This window comes from Streptomyces sp. UNOC14_S4 (assembly GCF_020740835.1).
In the GTDB taxonomy this organism is placed as follows: Bacteria; Actinomycetota; Actinomycetes; order Streptomycetales; family Streptomycetaceae; genus Streptomyces.
This window is the reverse complement of record NZ_JAINFC010000101.1, coordinates 1-18,348: the sequence shown is the minus strand read 5'-3', so window position 1 is coordinate 18,348 and position 18,348 is coordinate 1. Positions and strand designations below refer to the sequence as shown.

Sequence of the window (18,348 nt, the reverse complement as noted above, 5' to 3'; positions counted from 1 at the left end):
TTGTTTATAAGAGACAGGGCACGGCCCCCGTGGTGGTCGCCGCCATCCGGTGGCCGCACACCTCGCACCAGTCGTCGGCCGCCGACTGGTGGCCGTTCGGGCAGGTCGGCATCTCGGTTGATTCCCCCCGCTACTTCTTCACTCGTACGGTCTTGGTCGAGCGCGTCTCAAGCGTCATCCGCGCCTCCGCCGAGACCTTCGCCTTCAGCCGCACAGTACCTGTCGCGGCATCCACCACGTCCACGACTTTCGCAAGGAGTTTCGCAGTGTCCTCGTTGCCGGAGCGGTCGGCCAGCTGCACGGCGCGGCCCAGCTTGGCCGTGGCGCCGTCGACGTCCCCCGACTTGCGCAGGTCCAGGCCCTGCTGGATGACCTGCGCCAGCTCGGCCTGGCCCGTGTAGTGGGCGACCTGGGCGTTGATGGCGGTCGACGCCGCGAGGTCGTCCGTCCAGACCGCCCGGACGAGCCCCTGGGACAGCACCTGCGGCGAGGAGCCGTCCGGCGTCGGCAGCACCAGCGAGACCCGGGCGGCCAGCATCTCCTCGCCCACCGCCGCGCTCGGCACCCGCACACACACGTGGTAGTCACGGGACTCGTCGCCCCAGGAGCCCGTCGGATAGTCGCCCGTGCGCGGCCCGGAGTCCGTCCGCCGGTCCGTCAGGTCCTCCACCGACGGCGCCACCTGCTTGACGAACCGCACCTCGGCGCCCTGCGGCGTCCACAGCCGCAGCGCGACGTCCGCGACCTCCTTGCGCATCGCGGTCTCCATCATCCGCGTGAAGTCCGCCGCCAGCCCCGCCGGATCGGCCACGATGTCGGCCGTGCCCAGCAGCGCCGAGGCGATGCCGGTGACCTCCTTGACCTCCCAGTCCGTCCCTACGCCCCGGGCGTCGCAGCTGAACCGGCCCGCGCACGCGTCCAGCGTGGCCCGCAGGGCCTCCGGCTCCTCGTGCTCGTTGCGGCCGTCGGTGAGCAGGATGCCGTGGCGTATCGCGGTGTCGGACGAGGCCAGCAGCCGGTCGGCGAGCCGCAGCCAGGTGCCGATCGCGGTGCCGCCGCCCGGCGTGAGCCTGCGCAGCGCCTCCTTGGCCTGCTGCCGCGTCACGGGACCGGCCACCGCGAGCCGCCCGTTGCCCGGATACGCCTCCTTCGCCTGGTGCGTACCGGCCACCACGGCGAACGCCACCCCGTCGCGCAGGGTGTCGACGGCGGCGGCCGTGGCCTCCCGGGCACCCTCCATCTTGGTGGGCGGGTACTCCATCGATCCCGAGCAGTCGACCATGATGACGACGGCGGCGTCCGGACCCGCCGCGCGGGCCGTGTGCGCCGACGGCGACAGCTGGGCCGGGATGTGCGCCGGGACCTGGGCCGGGACGCGCGTCTCGCCCGTCGTGCCGCCGCCGGTGGAGGTGACCGTGACGATCGCGTTGACCTCGCGGCCGCCCTCGGGCAGGTTCACGTTCTGGTACACCTCGACCGAGAACTGCGGCACGCTCGGTTTGGAGAAAACAGCCATCTGATGATCCGTTCCTCGGTGCGTCGTGAGGCCAACAGGACCGCGGGTCAGACCGATCCTGCCCCTTCGAGGGGGAGCGGGAACGGCAGGACGGCCACCGTTACGTTGTCGTGGCCGCCGCCGTCGAGGGCGTGGGCCACCAGCCGCCGGGCGCACTCCAGCGGCCGCTGCCGCGCGTCCGGCGGGGTGACCGCGGCCATGAGCTCGGCGGACTCCGCGTAGTTCCACAGCCCGTCGGTGCACACGATGACCACGCCCTCGCGGTCGGGGTGGAACGACGCCGTGTGCGGCTCGATCTCGTAGGCGTCCGCCCCCAGCCAGCCGGTGATCGCGTGGGCACGCTCGTCCGCGTACGCCTCCGCCTCGGACAGCAGGCCCGCCGCCACCATCTGCGCGGCCCACGAGTCGTCCTCGGTGAGCCGGGCGGGCTGCGTGGAGCGGTCCTCCGGCACCCAGTAGGCGCGGCTGTCGCCGATCCAGCCGACGGTCAGCAGGTCGCCCGTGATGACGGCGCTGACGATGGTGCAGGCGGGCGCGTTCTCGTGGCGGTACGCGTCGTGCCCGTGCGGTTCCGGCGCGGCCGGGCGCGCGGCGAGCGCGGTGACGGCCTCGGCGGCGCGCATGATCGCGTCGTGCGTGGCCCGCCGGGGATCCGCGCCCGCGGGGAGCGCCGTCACCAGCACCTCCCGCGCCGCCTTGCAGGCGGCGGCCGACGCCTCGTCGGGGCGGGTCGCGGAGGACACGCCGTCACTGACGACGGCGACGGTGGCGGGGCCGCCGTCCTCCAGGGTCACGGTGGACACGGCGTACGCGTCCTCGTTCCGGTGGTGGCGCAGTCCGCGGTCGCTGACCGCCGCGACGCCTGGCAACTCGTGCTCCATGTGATCCCGTTCGCGCGGTTGTGCATGCCCGCAGTGTTCGCAGTACCCGTCCTCGTCGATCATGCCGGATCGGCAGGACCCGCAGGCCCGGCCGGTGCCGTACGCGCCGGGGTGCGCGGCACGGGGCTCCGGCTGCCCCTGGCCGCTCGGGGCCGCCTGCGCGGGCACCCCCAGGGCGGTACGCGGGTCGGCCCCGGCGGCCGGGCCCGCGGAGACGTCCGTGCCGGGCGGCGGCCCCGCGGCCGCGCGCGCGGCGGTGCGCCCCTCCGGCGCCAGGAACAGGGTGGCGGCCGACCCCGGCGGCGCCGACAGGTCGGTACCGCAGCAGCCGCAGAAATTGTCACCCGCCTCCAGTGGTTCGCGGCAGGAGGGACATGCCGTCAGCTGTGAGGGGCGCGGCAGTTGCGACATCGATCACACCCATGTCCTGGGGCGGAAACGGTTGGCCCGCTCCACCAGTTCGATCCGTTCCTCGCCGCGCTGGGCGAGCCGCGCGAGCACGCGGTACGAGCGCTCCAGGCCGAAGCGCAGCCCGCGCTCGTCCAGGGCGCTGCCGAGCAGCGCGGTGGCGCGGTCGGGCCCTGCCGCCGCACCCGGGGTGCCCGACAGTACCCAGTCCAGGGCGGTACCGAGGACCTCGGCGCGGAGCCGTTCGTGCCGCACGGCGTCCAGCCCGAAGTCGGCGAGCCGCTCGACCTGGGCCGCGGCGGCGCCCAGGTCGGCCAGCAGCGGCTCGTCCGGACGCCGGCCGCGCAGCCGGGCCCGTACGGCCGCGACCCGCGCCGCCGTGCAGTGGATGGACGCCTCCGGTATGGCCTCCAGGGCGGCCACCGCGCCCGGGCGGTCCCCGGTGGCGAGCCGCACCCGGGCCAGCGCGAACGCGGCGCTCACGAAGCTCGGGTCGGTCGCCCACACCAGGCGGTAGTACTCGGCGGCGTTGTCGAGCTGCCCCAGCACCTCCGCGCACAGCCCCAGCGCCAGCTTCGGCGCGGGCTCGCCGGGGAACGCGTCGTAGACGGCGTCGAAGGACAGCGCCGCCGTCTCCTTGTCACCGCACACCAGCGCGTGCAGGCCGCGGTACCAGACGACCCGCCAGTCCTCGGGGCGCGCGGCCTCCAGGCCCTCGATCGCCTTCGCCGCCACCTCCTCCTCGCCGAGCTCCAGCTGGGCCCGTACGCGCCGCAGCCGCAGCTCGGGCGACTCGGTGGGCGCCGCCTGGAGCGCGGCGAACAGCTCGGCGGGCCGGGCGGCCAGCAGGCCCGCCAGGAAACCCGCGTTGGGGTCGCCCGGGTCCACGAGCGGCACCGGCAGGGCCAGCGCCAGCGCCCTGGTGTCGAGCGGCGGCATGACGGGCCCGGCACCGGCGGGCGGAGCGCCCCCGGATCCGGCTCCGGACCGCTGGGCGGGCACGGCGGCAGCGGGGGCACTGGCGGCACCGGGGGCCTTCGGCAGATTTCCCGGCCCGAGCGGCTGTGTCTGCGTCTGCGTCCCGGAGGCGGAGAGCTGCGGGGCGGAGAGCTGCGAGGCCGTCCCGGAGGCGGAGGCGGAGGCCGGGAGCTGCGGTGCCGCGCCCGGCGGTGCGGCCGTGAGCTGCGCGGCCGCACCGCCGCGCCTCCCGGCCGCGCGTGTTCTGCGGCCCGTCACCACCCTGCCGCCCAGCAGCGACGTCTCGCACACCGTCTCCTCGAAGAGCCGGGTGTCCACCACCCGCAGCTCCGGCCCGAACAACGTGGACAGCGCGGGCCGCGGCCGCCCTGTCTGGAGCGCCACGACCTCGCGCAGCACGCCCGTCAGCTGGTCCGCCATCTCCTGCGCCGACGCGAACCGCCGCCCCGGGTCGGGGTCCGTGGCCCGCACCAGCAGCCGGTAGAACGACTCGTAGCGGGCGAAGACCTCGATGTGCTCCGGGTCCGGGAGGCCGTCCACGAAGACGTTCGTATAGCCCTGGAAGTCGAACGTGAGGACCGCCAGCGTGCGCGCCACCGTGTAGAGGTCGGACGCGACGGACGGGCCCACCTCCGCGATCTCGGGCGCCTGATAGCCCACCGTGCCGTAGATGGGGCTGTCGTGGTCGTCCATCCGCCGGACCGCGCCCATGTCGATGAGCTTCAGCTGGTCCTGCTGCTGTATCGCGTTGTCGACCTTGAAGTCGCAGTACAGCAGCTTGCGGCTGTGCAGATGGCCCAGGGCCTCCAGCGCTTCGATGCCGTACGCGCAGGCCTGCTCGACCGGCAGCGGGTCGCGCCGCCCGTCCGGCAGCCGCCGCTCGTTGGCGATCTCCTTGAGCGACTTGCCGCCGACGTACTCCATCACGATGTAGCCGTCGAGGCTGCCGGTGCGCTGGTCGAGGTGCTCGACGAAGTTGTAGATGCGCACGATGTTGGCATGCTCGATCTCCGCGAGGAAGCGCCGCTCGGAGACCGCCGCCGTCAGCGCGTCCTCGTCGCCCGTGTCGAGCAGGCCCTTGAGCACCACCCAGCGGTCGGACACCGCGCGGTCCACGGCCAGATAGATCCAGCCGAGCCCGCCGTGCGCCAGGCAGCCCACGACCTCGTACTGCCCGTGCACCACATCGCCCGCCCGCAGCTTGGGGACGAACGAGTACGGGTGCCCGCACTTGGTGCAGAAACCTTCCGTGCGCCCGCGCCGGTCACCGCGCGAACGCCCCACCTGGGCGCCGCACTCGCCCCGGCTGCAGAACCGCTTGCGCTCGGGCACCTCGGGATCGGCCAGGACCGCCGCCCGGGGGTCCGGACGCGGTACCTCCGGCACGCTGACCAGCCCCGCGCCCAGCTTGCCCCGCCCGGACCCGGCGGCCGTCGAGGCCTGCGAACTGCGCACCGAAACCGACCGCCCGGAGCCACTGCCGCTGCCGCTGCCGCTCCCCGAACCGCCCGACAACGACGTACGCGACAACTGCCCGGACACCGACCGGCGCGACGACGACGAACGGGACGACGAACGGGACGACGAGCGCGAGGACGAGCGCGAGGACGAACGGGACGAGCCGGAGGACCCCGACGACCCCGACGACCCCGACGAGGATCCCGGCCCCGCCGTACCGCCCTTGCTGTGCGTCACTCCCGTGGGGGGTGACGCCAGCACGCCGCCCGGTGACACCACCGGTGCCAGCCCGCACGTGTCGCAGTACAGCTCGCCGCCGCCCACGTCCTCGTACATCCCGGCGCAGCCCGGCCGCTGGCAGGCGTCGCTCATGCTTCCCCCCTACGGTCGACGGGCTCCGCGGCCCCGGTCGGCGGTGGCGCCAGCGCTTCGGCCAGCGCCTGTTGATACCGCATCACGGCCATCTCCGCGGCCACCAGGTCGCAGGGCGCGCTCCACAGCATGCGGCGCGCCGCGTCGTGGCGCTCGCCGAGGAAGGCGTCCTCCGCGAGGCCGTACCGGGCGGCCTTCGCCCGGTACGCGTCCAGCCTGCCGCGCAGTTCGGCGCGTACGGCCAGGGGCGCGGTCACCGCCGTGAGCGCGTCGCGGGCCCGCAGCAGCTCGTCCTCGGCGCGCTGCTCCAGGCCCTCCAGGAGCGGCGAAAGACGGTGCCACCGCGCGTGCCGCCGGTGGTCGGCCGCCGCGGACAACTGCTCGTACAGCGCGGTCGGCGGGCCGGACACGACGGGCACCTCGAACGCGGCGATCTTGGACAGGACCTCGGCGCGCGCGTGCCGCGCCTCCGTCAGCGTGCGGTCCGCGCGCGAGAGGACGTCCCGTACGCGCAGCAGCCGCTGTTCGGCGTCCTGCCGGACGTCCAGCACGGCCTCGATCTCCCGCCGCACGTCCTCCAGGGCGCGGGCGGCGCGGTCGTAGCGCGTGGTGTCGGGGCGGCCGCCGCCCGGCGCGGAGCTGGGCGAGGCGCCGGTCCAGAAGGCCAGCGGGTCCGTCAGCACCTCGGCCCGCAGCTCCGTCAGCTCGTCGGTGATCCGCTCCAGGTCGTCGCCGGAGGGGTGCTCGCCGGGGCGCACGCCCACCGAGTGGGCCAGGGAGCGGACGCGCCGCAGCTCGGCGGCGAGCAGATCGATCCGGGCGGGCAGCGCCGTCCACACGGAGTCGGCGGCGATGACCACGTCGAGCGCCTGGGCGTACCAGCCGTTCATCCGCTCCAGGAGGACCTGGAGGCTGAGCTGTTCGCTGAGGCGGGCGCCCTCGGTGGCCAGGGCCAGGGTGGCGTCGCCGGACAGCGTGACGGCGCTGCCGCGCAGCAGCTCGGTCAGCTCGGACAGCTCCCCCGGGGTGGGCCAGCGGCGCCGGGCCCGCACCTCGCGGGCGGCCGTCAGAGCGGCGGTGTAGGCGTCGAAGCACACCCACAGCCGCCCGATGAGCTGCTCGGCGGCGGCCCAGCGGCTCTTGGAGACGCCCGTGAGCTCCGCACCCTCCAGAAGGCGCCGCCCGGCGTGGTCCTGGAGGGCCAGCAGCGAGGTCTCCACGGCCTCGTGCTCGGCGCCGAGCCTGGCCAGCGCACGGTCCACCTCCTCACGGGTCAAGGCAGGCCCGGTGGGCCTCGCGACCGCCATCGGTCCCCTCTCCTGTCCGCGGCCGCGGGCCGCCGACGTATCCGTAACGGTGGTGCTTCCCCATCCTCGCGCCGGTCCGCCGTCAGTCCAGGTACTTGGGCTCCGGCGGGGCGTCGATCCCCTTGAGGTCGGAGGCGAGCCAGTGGCGGTACGCCCGCATCCACGGGCTGTCGCTGCCGCCGCTGCGGTAGTCCTCCAGCACCTTGTTGACCCGGCGTACCAGGTCCTTGTCGTCGAGGTTCATCGCCACGCCGTACGGTTCGGTGGTGAACGGCTTTCCGACGAGCTGCACGGTGGGGTCCTGGGCGGCCTGGCCGGCCGCCAGGGCGTTGTCGTTGACCACGGCGTCCACCTGTCCGAGCTGGAGCCGCACGAGGCAGTCGAGCTGGTTCGTGACGGTCAGCAGGGTCGAGCCGTGCGGGTGGTCCAGCACCCAGTCCCTCGCCGAGGACCCGTTCGCCGTGCAGACCTTCATCCCCTTCAACGACTCGTCGAATCCCGTGACCGTCGACCCCTTGGGGACCATCACCACCTGGCCGCCCTCGAAGTACTCCGTGGAGAAGGCCACGTCCTTGATGCGGTCGCAGCTGATGGTCATGGTGCGCGCGATGATGTCGACCTTGTGCTGCTTCAGGGCGGGAATGCGGTTGTCGGTGGAGAGCGCCACGAAGACGACCTTCTCGGGGTCGCCCAGGATGTCCTTGGCGATGGCGCGCACCAGGTCGATGTCGAAGCCGCTGAGCTCGCCGGTGGCGGGGTCGCGGTAGCCCCAGCGGTAGCTGTTCTGGTCGACGCCCGCGATCAGATGCTTGCGTTGCTTGATCCGCTGTACGGCCGACCCGTCCAGGTCGCCCGTGGGCCGCAGGCTCGCCTCCGGGGTGGGGCACTTCGCCGTGGCGGTCTCCCCAGCGGGGCGTGCGGCCGTCGCCGCCGTGGGGATCGCACGGTGCTGCCCCGCGTCGCCGGGCAGCAGGGTGACGGCCAGGGCCGTCAGGGCGCAGACGGCCACGGGGGCCGTCGCCTTCGCCAGGGCTCTTCCGGCCGCCCGCCGGAGCCGCGGTGTGCTCGGTGCCCGCGCCGGTGTGTGCGTCGGTGTGTGCGTCGGTGCTGTCATCCGCCTCGGTCCCCCCGTCACCGGTACTCCGACAGTCTGCGCCCTATGCCCAGCACGGCGCCCGCCGCCGCCAGTACGGCCAGCACGGCGGCCCCGGCCGCCAGGCCCGACAGCGCCCCCCGTCCGTCGTCCGCGGCCCGGTCGAACTGGCCCTGCTCGTGTTTCAGGGCCTTGTTCAGCGCTTCGTCGACGCTGTCGAACGTCTCGCCCGTGCTGCCCTGGGAGTTGCCCTGCTCGCCGATCACAAGCTTCAGCGCGGAGCGGTAGTCACCGCTCTCGTCCTGGGAGCGGGAGTTGCCGTGTCGGCTCTGCCACTCCCGTACGTCCTTGATCACCGAGGCCACGGGGGCGCGGCCCTTCTCGTCGTCGGCGAGGGCGAGAGCGCGGCCCAGGAGGCTGTCCGGCGCGGGGTCGCCTCCGCCGCTGCCGATGAGGTCGTGCATGCCCTCGCCGAACTTGTCCTCGTAGAAGTCGTGGTTGCCCTTGGTGATGATGGCGCCGCGGGCCACCAGGGTGAGGTTCTCGTTGCTGCGGGCCTTGAGGGCGGCGATGCGGGTCTCGGTGAGCACCTGCAGGGAGTGGGCGCCGTGGGCGTACGAGGTCTGCAGCTCGGAACGGGCCACTCCGTGCCCGACGGCCAGCCAGAGCAGCACCACCGTGGTCGCGCCGGTCGCGGCCAGCAGGCCCTGGTTGAAGACGCGGTTGGTACGCAGGAAGGTACGTTGCTGGGCCCAGCCGAGGGCGGCGAGGGTCAGCACGCCGAGGCCGAGGGCGGCCCAGGGCCAGGACTTCGCGTCGGCGTAGTCGGAGTGGAGGCGTCCGGTCTCCGCGTCGTAGAGCTTGCTCGCGGCGGGGAGCAGCTCGTCGCGCATCTGGTCGCTCGCATAGCGCAGATAGGCACCGCCGAGGGGCAGGCCCTGCCGGTTGTTGGCGCGGGCCGCCTCCACCAGGGCGGTGTACTGCGGGAGTTTCTTGTTGAGCTCGGTGATCCGGTCACGGGCGGTGCCGGAGCCGTCGGTGTTGGCGGCGGCCTTCACCAGCGATTCGGAGGCGAGGGTGATGTCGGCGTCGTACCGCTCGCGGACCTTGCGGGGCTCCTGGCCGCCCGCGAGGAAGCCGCTCGCGGCCGTGGAGTCGGCGTCGGCGAGGGAGCGGTAGATGTCGGCGGCGGCGGCGCTCAGCGGCTGGCTGTGGTGCACGACCGCGTCGGCGGCGGACGCCCGCGCGGCGACCTGCCAGGCGGTGACCGTGCCGAGGACGACGAGGAGCGCGGCGAGGACGGCCCCGATGACGCGCAGACGGCCCGGCTCGGTCACCGCCGCCGCCCGCAGGCGCTCGGCCGCCTCGCGCCACGCGACGGTCCGCGGGGGCGAGGGTGTGGGCGCGGGCGCAGCTGCGGAGGGCGGCGCGGCCGGGGCCGCGGTCGTCGGCGGAGCCGTGGCGGACGGCTGCGGATGTGACACGTGACCTCCCCCTCGGTCGCTGAGGGCGGCCCGTCACCCGGTGCGTGGGAGAACAGGTGCCCGGCCAGTCAGTATGGCCGCAGGGACTGACAAACACACCGGTGCGGTACCGATCTTGTGCGGATCGGTATGTCCACCGGCGGCCTGAGTCGGCCTGATGTATCCCACCACGTGCCGGCGGGCCCGTTCGGTTCCCGGGCCCGCCGAGGCGACCGTCAGCGGTCGTAGGTGTAGAACTTCGTGTGGTCCAGCATGTCGGCCGGGGTCACGTTGTTCCAGGGGCGCATGGTGTCGTTGAGGTCCACCACGTTCGGGGTGCCGCCGGTGGGCAGGTAGCCCGAGGACGGGTGCATCTTCTGCCACTCGGCCCACAGGCGGTCGATGTTGGCGTGGTGCAGCCAGAACGCCGGGTCGTTGGGGGAGACGCCGGTGGCCATCTGGCCGCCGATCCACACGTGGACGTTGTTGTGGATGCGGCCCTGGCCGCGCCAGCCCTCGAGGTTGTTGCGGAAGCCGTCGGAACCGCTGTTCCAGGGGGCCATGTCGTAGGTGGTCATGGCGAGCACGGCGTCCACCTGCGCGCGGGTCGGCAGGGCGCCCGCGGCGCCGAGCTCGCGCTGGAGGTACGGCCGGTTGTCGACGTTGACGTTGATGTTCCACTTGCCGGTGGAGTAGGCGAACGGGCCGTCCATCACCTGCGAGTCGCGGCTGCGGCCGTTGCCGCCGAGGAAGTCGGCGCCCCAGATACCGGAGTTGGTCGTGCGGTCCACGGTCCAGTCCCAGTAGGGGAGGGTGACCGACTTGTCGACCTTCTGCAGCTCCGTCTCGAACTGGATCAGGAAGCGGCGGTGCCAGGGGAGGAACGAGGGCGAGCGGTGGCCGACGCGGTCACCGTTGTCGCTGTCGCTCATGATGAACTCGTTGTGCGTCTTGACGAAGCCGTCGTAGACGCCGGTGCGCTTGAGCTCCAGCACCGCGTTGACGAAGTTCCGCTTCTCGGTCGCGGTGAGGGACGCCTGGTTCTTGCGCACTGCCATGGGAGGTCTTTTCCTTTCGGTTCGGGTTCTGGGGTACGGCAGTGGAAGGTCAGTTCGTCTGGATCGGGACGAGCACCGCGCCCTGGAGCTTGTCCACGGCGGCGCGCGTGAGCGACAGCGGGTCCGGGAACGTCTGGTAGTGGTTCACCACGCTGATCCAGGAGCCGTCTGCGTTCTGCATGACGTGCAGCTCCTTGCCGTCGATGGTCACCGCGAAGCCGCCGTGGTGCATCTCGTGGCCGCTCATGGCCTGCATGCCGACGATGCGACGGCCCTTGTAGACCTCGTCGAACGGCTGGGGCATGTCCATACCGGTGTGGCCGGAGTGGTCCATGCCCGCCATCGCGGAGCGGGTGGCGGCGAGTGCGGTCGGCGTGGCCAGGGCGACACCGGCGGCGGCTACGGCGGTTCCCTTGAGCATGAGACGTCGGCTGACGTTGGACGACATGGGTCGAACCCCCCTCGAAAGATGATCTGGAGCAGGGTTGTCACGAATGCGCCCGCAAATCCCTTTTGATGGCGGTTGCTTGTTGTATTTCGTGATCAATCCGTGCGAGGCGGATGCTCGCATGATCTTCGGGGGGCTGGAAAACGGTTGGCCGCGTTACGGACATTAGGTGCGTGAAAGGTCAACAAGCGGCAGGGGAGAAGTTTCTGGCGAATGACCTTATTGACGCAGTGTCAGGAAAATCTTCGGCGCGAGATGATCTTGGCGGTGAATTCTCCGGAGGGATGCGGTCCGGGGTGACGTCTCTCACCGTGTGAAGATGACGTGAAGGTGGCCGAGAACGCGCGCTGGCAACGGGCCCCGTCAGGGGCGCGGGGAACTGCGCGACAAGCCCTCACCGGACCCGCAGCCGCGCGCGAAGCACAAGAGGCACCCCGGTAGGCGCGACGGCCGCGAACCGACCCGCAGCCGCTACGCGTAATGCGCGCGCAAGCGCGCGTAAGCCCCCGGCAGGGAAGCGGCGGCGGCGACCCCCCGATCCAGAGTCAGAAGCGCCGCCCCCAGCACAGGCGGCGCCGTGACGACGACAGGGCTCGCCTTCGGCGCCCGGTCGGCGAGGAGGGCCAGCACGCGCTCGTGCAGAAGACGGTGGCGGGCCGCCAGGACGCCACCGCCCAGCACCACCGGGACGGGCGCGTCCAGCAGGTCCAGCCGCCGCAGTGCCACCACCGCCATCGCCACGACCTCCTCCGCCTGCCGCGCGACGATCGCCCGCGCCACCGCGTCCCCCGCCTCGGCCACCGCGAACAGCACCGGCGTCAGCTCGTGCCGCCGGGCCGCGTCGACCGCGCCCAGGTGCAGTGCCTCGATCAGGGCGGGCATGTCCGGCAGGCCGAAGCGGTCGGGCAGGGCGCGGGCCAGCTCGCTCGGCTCGCCGCGTCCGTCGTCCGCGCGCGCCGCCCACCACAGGGCCTCGTCCGCCAGGTGGCCGCCGCCGCCCCAGTCGCCGGAGAGCCGCCCGATCGCCGGGAAGCGGGCGATCCGGCCGTCCGGGGCGAGCCCCGCGCAGTTGATGCCCGCCCCACACACCACGGCCACGCCCGTCGGCTCGCCCTCGTCGGGCAGGCCCGCCCGCAGCAGGGCGAACGTGTCGTTGGCGACCGTGACCGTCTCCGCCCAGCCGCGGGCGGCGAGCGCCTCGGTGAGCCGCTGCTCCTCCACCGGCAGGTCGGCGTTGGCCAGGCACGCCTGGACGTGGCCGACCCGGACGCGGCCGGTGAGCCCGGCCCGCTCGGAGGCCGTGGCCAGCAGCGGTGCCAGGCCCGCGACCGCCCGCCCCGTCCCGTCCCGGTGCGGCTGGAAACCGCCGCCGCGCGCCTCGCCGAGGACCGTGCCGTCGGCGGCTACCAGGGCCACGTCGGTCTTGCTGTTGCCCGCGTCGATCGCGAACGCGGCGTCGCTCAGGCCCACGCGAGGTGCTCCCGGTTGTGGGCGATCAGCTCGTCGGTCAGCCGGTCCGCGTAGGCGGTCTGGCCGATCAGCGGGTGGGCGAGCAGCGCGTCGAACACCCGGTCCCGGCCGCCCTTGAGCGCCGCTTCCAGGGCGAGCTGCTCGTACGCGGTGACGCCCGCGACCAGCCCCGCGAACAGCGGCTCCAGGGGGCGTACGGGCAGCGGGTGCGCGCCCCGCGCGTCCACCGCCGCCGGGACCTCGATCACCGCGTCGTCCGGCAGGAACGGCAGCGTGCCGTTGTTGAGCGCGTTGACCACCTGGACGTCGCCGGTGTCGCGCAACAGCGAGGACGTCAGCGCCACCGCGGCCTCCGAGTAGTACGCGCCGCCCCGCTTGCCCAGCAGCTCCGGCTTCGTGTCCAGCGCCGGGTCGCCGTACAGCTCCAGCAGCCGCCGCTCCATTTCGGCCACTTCGGCGGCGCGCGAGGGCTTGCCCAGCAGTTCCCGGACGACCTCGTCGTGCTGGTAGTAGTAGCGCAGGTAGTAGGAGGGCACGACGCCCAGGCGGTCCAGCAGGGCGCGGGGCATGCGCAGGTCCGCGGCGATGGCCTCGCCGTGGTCGGCGAGCAGCCCGGACAGCACGTCCCGGCCGTCCACGGTCACCGACCGCTCCCACGTGAGGTGGTTGAGGCCCACATGGCCCAGGGAGACCGCCTCCGGCGCGACGCCCAGGTGGGCGGCGAACTTCCGCTGGAAGCCGATGGCCACGTTGCACAGGCCCACCGCCCGGTGCCCGGCCGCGAGCAGGGCCCGCGTCACGATGCCCACCGGGTTGGTGAAGTCCACGATCCAGGCGTCCGGACTGCGCCGCCGTACGCGCTCCGCGATGTCCAGCACCACCGGGACGGTGCGCAGCGCCTTGGCGAGGCCGCCCGCGCCCGTCGTCTCCTGGCCGACGCAGCCGCAGTCCAGCGGCCACGTCTCGTCCTCGTTGCGGGCGGCCTGACCGCCCACGCGGAGCTGGAGGAGTACGGCGTCGGCGCCGTCGACGCCCGCGTCCAGGTCCGCGGTCCAGGTGATCCGGCCCGGGTGCCCCTGCCGGGCGAAGATCCGCCGGGCCAGGCCGCCGACCAGTTCCAGCCGGTCCGCGGCCGGGTCGACCAGGACGAGTTCCGTCACCGGCAGCGCCTCGCGCAACCGGGCGAATCCGTCGATGAGTTCGGGGGTGTACGTCGAGCCCCCGCCGACCACGGCCAGCTTCATGTGCGCTTCACGGGAATCAGCCCTTTACTCCGGTGAGAGTGACGCCTTCGACGAAGGCTTTCTGTGCGAAGAAGAACACGACGACCACGGGCGCCATGACCAGCAGTGTCGCCGCCATGGTCAGATTCCAGTTGACGCCGTGCGCGCTCTTGAAGGACTCCAGACCATAACTGAGCGTCCAGGCCCCGGGGTTCTGCGCCGCGTAGATCTGGGGGCCGAAATAGTCGTTCCAGCAGTAGAAGAACTGGAAGAGCGCGACCGCCGCGATGCCCGGCTTCGCCATCGGCACGACGATGCGCAGCAGCGTGCGCAGTTCGCCGCAGCCGTCGACCTTCGCCGATTCCAGGTACTCCCGGGGAATCGTCAGCAGGAACTGCCGCAGCAGGAAGATCGAGTACGCGTCCCCGAACGCCAGCGGAATGATCAGCGGCCACAGCGAGCCCGACAGGTGCAGTTGCTGGGCCCACACCAGATACATCGGGATGACGACGACCTGGGGCGGCAGCATCATGGTGGAGATCACCAGGATCAGCGCGGTGCGCCGCCCGCGGAAGCGGAACTTGGCGAGCGCGTAGGCCACGGGAATCGACGAGCACACGGTGCACAGCGTGCCGAGGCCCGCGTAGAGCAGGGAATTCCGCCACCAGCCGAGGAAGCCGGGGGTGCGGAACACCTCCGCGTAGTTCGACCAGTTCCACTCGTGCGGCCACAGTTCGCCGCTCATCGCCTGCGCGTCGCTCATGACCGAGGTCAGGAAGACGAAGACGAACGGCAGGACGAAGAACAGCGCGGCGGCGACCGCGGTGGTGTGCACGGCGATCCAGTGCAGGGCCCGGCGGCGGTACGGGATTCCGGTCACGGTGACGGCCATCGCGCTCAGTCCTCCGCCGTCAGCAGGCCGGCCCGTCTGCGCATCAGCAGCGAGGTGACGGCCATGGCGATGACGAAGAGCACGAGCGAGAGCACGCACGCGGCACCGGTGTTGAAATTCTGGAAGCCGAGCGAATAGACGAGCTGCGGCACGGTGAGCGTGGAATGGTCGGGATAGCCGGGCTGGACGACCGTGCCCGGTCCGACGGTGACGCCGGACGCGAGTTTCCCGGCGACCAGGGCCTGTGTGTAGTACTGCATGGTCTGGACGACACCCGTCACCACAGCGAACATCACGATCGGGGTGATCGACGGCCAGGTCACGTAGCGGAACGTCGCGAGGCGCCCCGCGCCGTCCAGCTGGGCCGCCTCGTACTGCTCCCTGGGCACGTCCAGCAGCGCCGCCATGAAGATCACCATCAGGTCGCCGATGCCCCACAGCGAGAGCAGCACCAGCGAGGGCTTGGCCCACGCGGGGTCGTTGAACCAGTTGGGCGCCGAGACGCCGACCGTCGACAGGGCCTTGTTGACCGGGCCCGTGCCGGGGTTGAGCAGGAAGACGAAGGCGACGGTCGCGGCCACGGGCGGGGCCAGGTACGGCAGGTAGAAGGCCGTACGGAAGAACCCCGTCCCTGTCTTGATCCTCGTGACGAGCAGGCCGATGCCCAGGCCGAAGGCGACCCGGAGGGCCACCATCACCACCACGAGCCACAGGGTGTTCCACAGGGCCGGGCCGAACAGCGGCATGTGCTCCAGTACATAGCGCCAGTTCCGCAGGCCCACGAAGGTCGGGGCCTCGATCTGGTTGTAGTGCATGAAGGAGAAATAGACCGTGGCGAGGAGCGGATAGCCGAAGAAGACGCTGAAGCCGACCAGCCAGGGGGAGAGGAAACCGAGCGTGCGCAGCCGTTCGAGCCGGTGTCTTCGGCGCAGCTCCGGTGCGAGGGGTGCGGTGGGTATCGCCATGGCGGGCTCCGTCAGTCGCGGGACTGGAGGTTGTCGTCGTCAATCTGCCGGTCGAGTGCGCGCAGGCCCTTCGTCAGATCGCGGACCCGGCCCGCCTCCACGTTGTAGGCGAACTCCCTGAGCGCCACGATGTACTGCCCGCCGTTGACGGAGGGCGGCATGCCGACGCTGTGCGGATTCGCCGCGATGTCGAGGAAGGTGCGGAAAGCGGGGTCGCGGTCCAGCTTCGGCGAGGCGAGCGCGGCCTTGGTGGACGGGATGTTGTGAATGGCGTTGGCGAAGGCGACCACCTCATCGGTGTCCGCCGTGAGGAAGCGCAGCAGTTCCCACGCCGCGTTCTGGTGCCTGCTGCTGTGGGCGATGCCCGCGACGGTTCCGGTGAGATAGCCGCGGCCGTACGTCTCGGGCCGGTCGTCGGGCACCGGCATGGGGGCCGTTCCCCAGCGGAAGGAGGGCTTGGCCGCGTTCAGCATCAGCCCGCGCCACTCGCCGTCCATGTGCATGGCCAGCTTTCCGGTGAGAAAGGCGTTCTGTGACGACATCTCGTCGCCGAAGGTGGTGCGGAAGGTCTCCAGCCGGGCGTAGCCGCCCTGCGCGTCGATGATGCTCCGCTGGGCGGCGAAGAAGTCCCCGGCCTCCGCGGACTCGGCGAGCCGTGCCTTTCCCTCGCCGTCGAAATAGCGGGGGTCCCACTGGGCGAAGAGCCGGTCGGGGCTGTTCTGGTAGAGCCGGAAGTTCGGCATGAATCCCAGCCGCTTGTACGAGCCGCCGGAGGACCGGGTGAGTTTCGCCGCGGCGTCGCGGAGTTCGGACATCGTGCGCGGCGGCCGGGCGATGCCCGCCTCCTCGAAGGCGTCCTTGTTGTAGTAGAGCCCGTAGGCGTCCGCGAGCAGCGGGAGGGCGCACTGCCTGCCCCGGTAGGAGGAGTACGACAGCAGGGTCTTCGGGAAGACCCGCTCCTTGTCGATCCCCGACTTCGCGAGGAAGGGATCGAGGTCGGCCCACATGCCCGAGGAGCAGTACTGCCCGACGTTGTCGGTGGTGAACGAGGACACCACGTCGGGCGCGTCACTCCCGCCCGCGCGCAGCGCCTGGTTCACGGTGGCGTCGGTGACGTTCCCGGTGGCCTTGACCCGGATGTTGGGATGCAGTCCCTCGAACCGGGCGATCGCCTCGTCGACGGCCTTGACCTCGTTCTTCTCCGACCAGCCGTGCCAGAACTTCAGCGTCACGGGCTGGGCCGGGTCGTCGTCCGCGCTGCCCCGGCCCGGGTTGGCGCAGCCCGCCGCGAGCAGTCCCAGCACGGCCAGCAGCGGGACGAGCAGGGCCGGTGCGCGGCGGCGGCGCTGCGTTCGCGTCATGGCGGTACTTCCTTCGCGGCGGGGTGGGCAGGGAAGTGGCGCGGCAGGGTGTGTCAGGCGGTGTCGAAGACGGAGTCGCGGGCCTCGGCGAGCGCGACGCGGAGCGCTCCGGTCAGGATCGGCGAGCCCTCGACGGAGCTCAGCCGCAGCAGTGGCCGGGGCAGGCAGAGCCCGGTCAGCTCGGCCTCGACCATCGCGCGCAGCCGCTCGCCGCCCGCCTGGCACACCGCCCCGGAGAGCACCACCAGCTCGGGGTCGACCACCGCGACGACCGCCGCGAGCCCGACGGCGAGCCGCCGCCCCAGCTCGGCGAGCACGTCGTCCCCCGCCCCCGGCACGGCGGCGGCGAGGGTCAGCGCGTCCGGCGCCGTACGGGCCTCCAGGCCGTGGGCCGAGGCGAGCGCGAGCACGGCGGGGGAGGCGACGAGCATCTGGAAGCCCCCGCCGCCGTCCGGGCCCGCCGTGGCGTCCTCGCCGCCGTACGCGAGCGGCGCGCCGGGCAGCGGCATGTAGCCGATCTCGCCCGCGCCGCCGGTGGCGCCGCGCAGCAGGGTGCCGCCCAGGACGATGGCGGCGCCGACGCCCTCGTCGGCCCAGACGAGCACGAAGTCGTCGAAGTCCTGCGCGGTGCCGTCGTGCTGCTCGGCGACGGCGGCGAGGTTGACGTCGTTCTCGACGACCACGGGCGTGCCGAGGACGTCCGCGAGGTCGTCGCGCAGGGTGCGGGACTGCCAGCCGGGCAGGTGCGGGGCGTAGCGCAGGATTCCGGTACGCGGATCGAGGGCGCCGGGGGTGCCGATGACGGTGCGGTGCAGGGCGGCGCGGTCCAGGCCCGCCCCGGCGAGTGCCCCGTCGACGGCCTTGGCGACCAGCTCCGCGGTGCGGGTCCGTACCGTCTCCGCCGTGGCCGGCGCCTCGACGCGGTGGCGGCCGACGACGCGGCCGGTGATGTCCGCGACGGCCGCGGTGATCCCCTCGGGGTCGACGGCGAGGGCCGCGACGTGCGCGATGCCCGGGTTGACCTCGTACAGCTGGGCGCTGGGGCCGGGGCGGCCGGTGACGTTCCCCGTCGCGCGGACCAGGTCGGCCGTCTCCAGGCGGGCCAGCAGCTGGGAGGCGGTGGGCTTGGAGAGGCCGGTGAGCTCGCCGAGGCGGGTGCGGGTGAGGGGGCCGTGGGCGATGAGGAGGTCCAGGGCGGCGCGGTCGTTCATGGCGCGCAACGTCCTGGGGGTTCCTGGAGTCGGGGTACCCGCCATGGTCGGCTTCCGGCCTTTCGTCGTCCCGCGCGGTTGTTAGGAAAGTTTCCTAACTTTGGAGGACGTTAAGGGGCAGGTGAGGGGGCCGTCAATGGGTTGGGAACCCTTTTCCGGGGGCTTCGCGGTGTCGGTTGCGGCCGGTGGTCCGGTTGTGCCCACCCTCCCCCAGACTCCGTCCGGGGGCTGTCTCTTATACACC

At 72.5% G+C, this 18,348-nt stretch carries 14 protein-coding genes and 1 pseudogene; all 15 read right to left on the bottom strand.

What is annotated here, in order from left to right; all coding sequences use genetic code 11:
* Positions 1-16: 16 nt before the first annotated feature.
* Positions 17-112, bottom strand: a pseudogene (locus K6I34_RS12190) (FHA domain-containing protein); the annotation flags it as partial.
* A gap of 18 nt (positions 113-130) precedes the next feature.
* Positions 131-1,516 (bottom strand): VWA domain-containing protein, encoded by a 1,386-nt coding sequence (locus K6I34_RS12185; protein ID WP_229325178.1) that lies wholly within the window; start codon positions 1,514-1,516, stop codon positions 131-133.
* A 47-nt stretch (positions 1,517-1,563) separates the two neighbouring features.
* The gene (locus K6I34_RS12180) at positions 1,564-2,808 is read right to left on the bottom strand and encodes a protein phosphatase 2C domain-containing protein (RefSeq protein ID WP_229325176.1); all 1,245 of its coding nucleotides are present in this window, start codon (positions 2,806-2,808) and stop codon (positions 1,564-1,566) included.
* Positions 2,809-2,811: 3 nt separating this feature from the next.
* On the bottom strand, positions 2,812-5,613 hold the full coding sequence (locus K6I34_RS12175; RefSeq protein WP_229325174.1) for a serine/threonine-protein kinase: 2,802 nt from the start codon (positions 5,611-5,613) through the stop codon (positions 2,812-2,814).
* A complete protein-coding gene (locus tag K6I34_RS12170) occupies positions 5,610-6,920 on the bottom strand; it encodes a hypothetical protein (RefSeq protein WP_229325172.1) in 1,311 nt (436 codons plus the stop codon). Before K6I34_RS12170 ends, K6I34_RS12175 begins: the two co-directional genes overlap by 4 nt.
* An 82-nt stretch (positions 6,921-7,002) precedes the next feature.
* Complete coding sequence (locus K6I34_RS12165) at positions 7,003-8,034, bottom strand: glutamate ABC transporter substrate-binding protein (RefSeq protein WP_229325170.1); 1,032 nt, start codon at positions 8,032-8,034, stop codon at positions 7,003-7,005.
* 17 nt (positions 8,035-8,051) lie between these two features.
* On the bottom strand, positions 8,052-9,497 hold the full coding sequence (locus tag K6I34_RS12160) for a hypothetical protein (protein ID WP_229325168.1): 1,446 nt from the start codon (positions 9,495-9,497) through the stop codon (positions 8,052-8,054).
* A gap of 215 nt (positions 9,498-9,712) precedes the next feature.
* Positions 9,713-10,534, bottom strand: coding sequence for a tyrosinase family protein (locus tag K6I34_RS12155; protein WP_229325166.1), 822 nt, complete (start codon positions 10,532-10,534; stop codon positions 9,713-9,715).
* Between the two features lie 49 nt (positions 10,535-10,583).
* Positions 10,584-10,982, bottom strand: coding sequence for a tyrosinase cofactor (locus K6I34_RS12150; RefSeq protein ID WP_229325164.1), 399 nt, complete (start codon positions 10,980-10,982; stop codon positions 10,584-10,586).
* 471 nt (positions 10,983-11,453) lie between these two features.
* Complete coding sequence (locus K6I34_RS12145) at positions 11,454-12,452, bottom strand: BadF/BadG/BcrA/BcrD ATPase family protein (RefSeq protein WP_229325162.1); 999 nt, start codon at positions 12,450-12,452, stop codon at positions 11,454-11,456.
* Positions 12,443-13,696, bottom strand: coding sequence for a 6-phospho-beta-glucosidase (locus K6I34_RS12140; RefSeq protein WP_229325160.1), 1,254 nt, complete (start codon positions 13,694-13,696; stop codon positions 12,443-12,445). Before K6I34_RS12140 ends, K6I34_RS12145 begins: the two co-directional genes overlap by 10 nt.
* 16 nt (positions 13,697-13,712) lie before the next feature.
* Positions 13,713-14,567 carry a carbohydrate ABC transporter permease gene (locus K6I34_RS12135; protein WP_229325158.1) on the bottom strand — a complete coding sequence of 285 codons (855 nt, stop codon included), beginning with the start codon at positions 14,565-14,567 and terminating at the stop codon, positions 13,713-13,715.
* Positions 14,568-14,572: 5 nt separating this feature from the next.
* Complete coding sequence (locus tag K6I34_RS12130; protein ID WP_229325156.1) at positions 14,573-15,532, bottom strand: carbohydrate ABC transporter permease; 960 nt, start codon at positions 15,530-15,532, stop codon at positions 14,573-14,575.
* A gap of 11 nt (positions 15,533-15,543) precedes the next feature.
* Positions 15,544-16,893: an ABC transporter substrate-binding protein gene (locus K6I34_RS12125; RefSeq protein WP_229325154.1), complete on the bottom strand. Its 1,350-nt coding sequence runs from the start codon at positions 16,891-16,893 to the stop codon at positions 15,544-15,546.
* Between the two features lie 53 nt (positions 16,894-16,946).
* Positions 16,947-18,149: an ROK family transcriptional regulator gene (locus K6I34_RS12120; RefSeq protein ID WP_374230898.1), complete on the bottom strand. Its 1,203-nt coding sequence runs from the start codon at positions 18,147-18,149 to the stop codon at positions 16,947-16,949.
* Positions 18,150-18,348: the final 199 nt, after the last annotated feature.

Bases quoted from the DNA above. Each gene is read 5' to 3' on its own strand.
- K6I34_RS12185 (WP_229325178.1), bottom strand. From the start codon at position 1,516: ATGGCTGTTTTCTCCAAACCGAGCGTGCCGCAGTTCTCGGTCGAGGTG.
- K6I34_RS12180 (WP_229325176.1), bottom strand. From the start codon at position 2,808: ATGTCGCAACTGCCGCGCCCCTCACAGCTGACGGCATGTCCCTCCTGC.
- K6I34_RS12175 (WP_229325174.1), bottom strand. From the start codon at position 5,613: ATGAGCGACGCCTGCCAGCGGCCGGGCTGCGCCGGGATGTACGAGGAC.
- K6I34_RS12170 (WP_229325172.1), bottom strand. From the start codon at position 6,920: ATGGCGGTCGCGAGGCCCACCGGGCCTGCCTTGACCCGTGAGGAGGTG.
- K6I34_RS12165 (WP_229325170.1), bottom strand. From the start codon at position 8,034: ATGACAGCACCGACGCACACACCGACGCACACACCGGCGCGGGCACCG.
- K6I34_RS12155 (WP_229325166.1), bottom strand. From the start codon at position 10,534: ATGGCAGTGCGCAAGAACCAGGCGTCCCTCACCGCGACCGAGAAGCGG.
- K6I34_RS12150 (WP_229325164.1), bottom strand. From the start codon at position 10,982: ATGTCGTCCAACGTCAGCCGACGTCTCATGCTCAAGGGAACCGCCGTA.
- K6I34_RS12140 (WP_229325160.1), bottom strand. From the start codon at position 13,696: ATGAAGCTGGCCGTGGTCGGCGGGGGCTCGACGTACACCCCCGAACTC.
- K6I34_RS12135 (WP_229325158.1), bottom strand. From the start codon at position 14,567: ATGGCCGTCACCGTGACCGGAATCCCGTACCGCCGCCGGGCCCTGCAC.
- K6I34_RS12130 (WP_229325156.1), bottom strand. From the start codon at position 15,532: ATGGCGATACCCACCGCACCCCTCGCACCGGAGCTGCGCCGAAGACAC.
- K6I34_RS12125 (WP_229325154.1), bottom strand. From the start codon at position 16,893: ATGACGCGAACGCAGCGCCGCCGCCGCGCACCGGCCCTGCTCGTCCCG.
- K6I34_RS12120 (WP_374230898.1), bottom strand. From the start codon at position 18,149: ATGGCGGGTACCCCGACTCCAGGAACCCCCAGGACGTTGCGCGCCATG.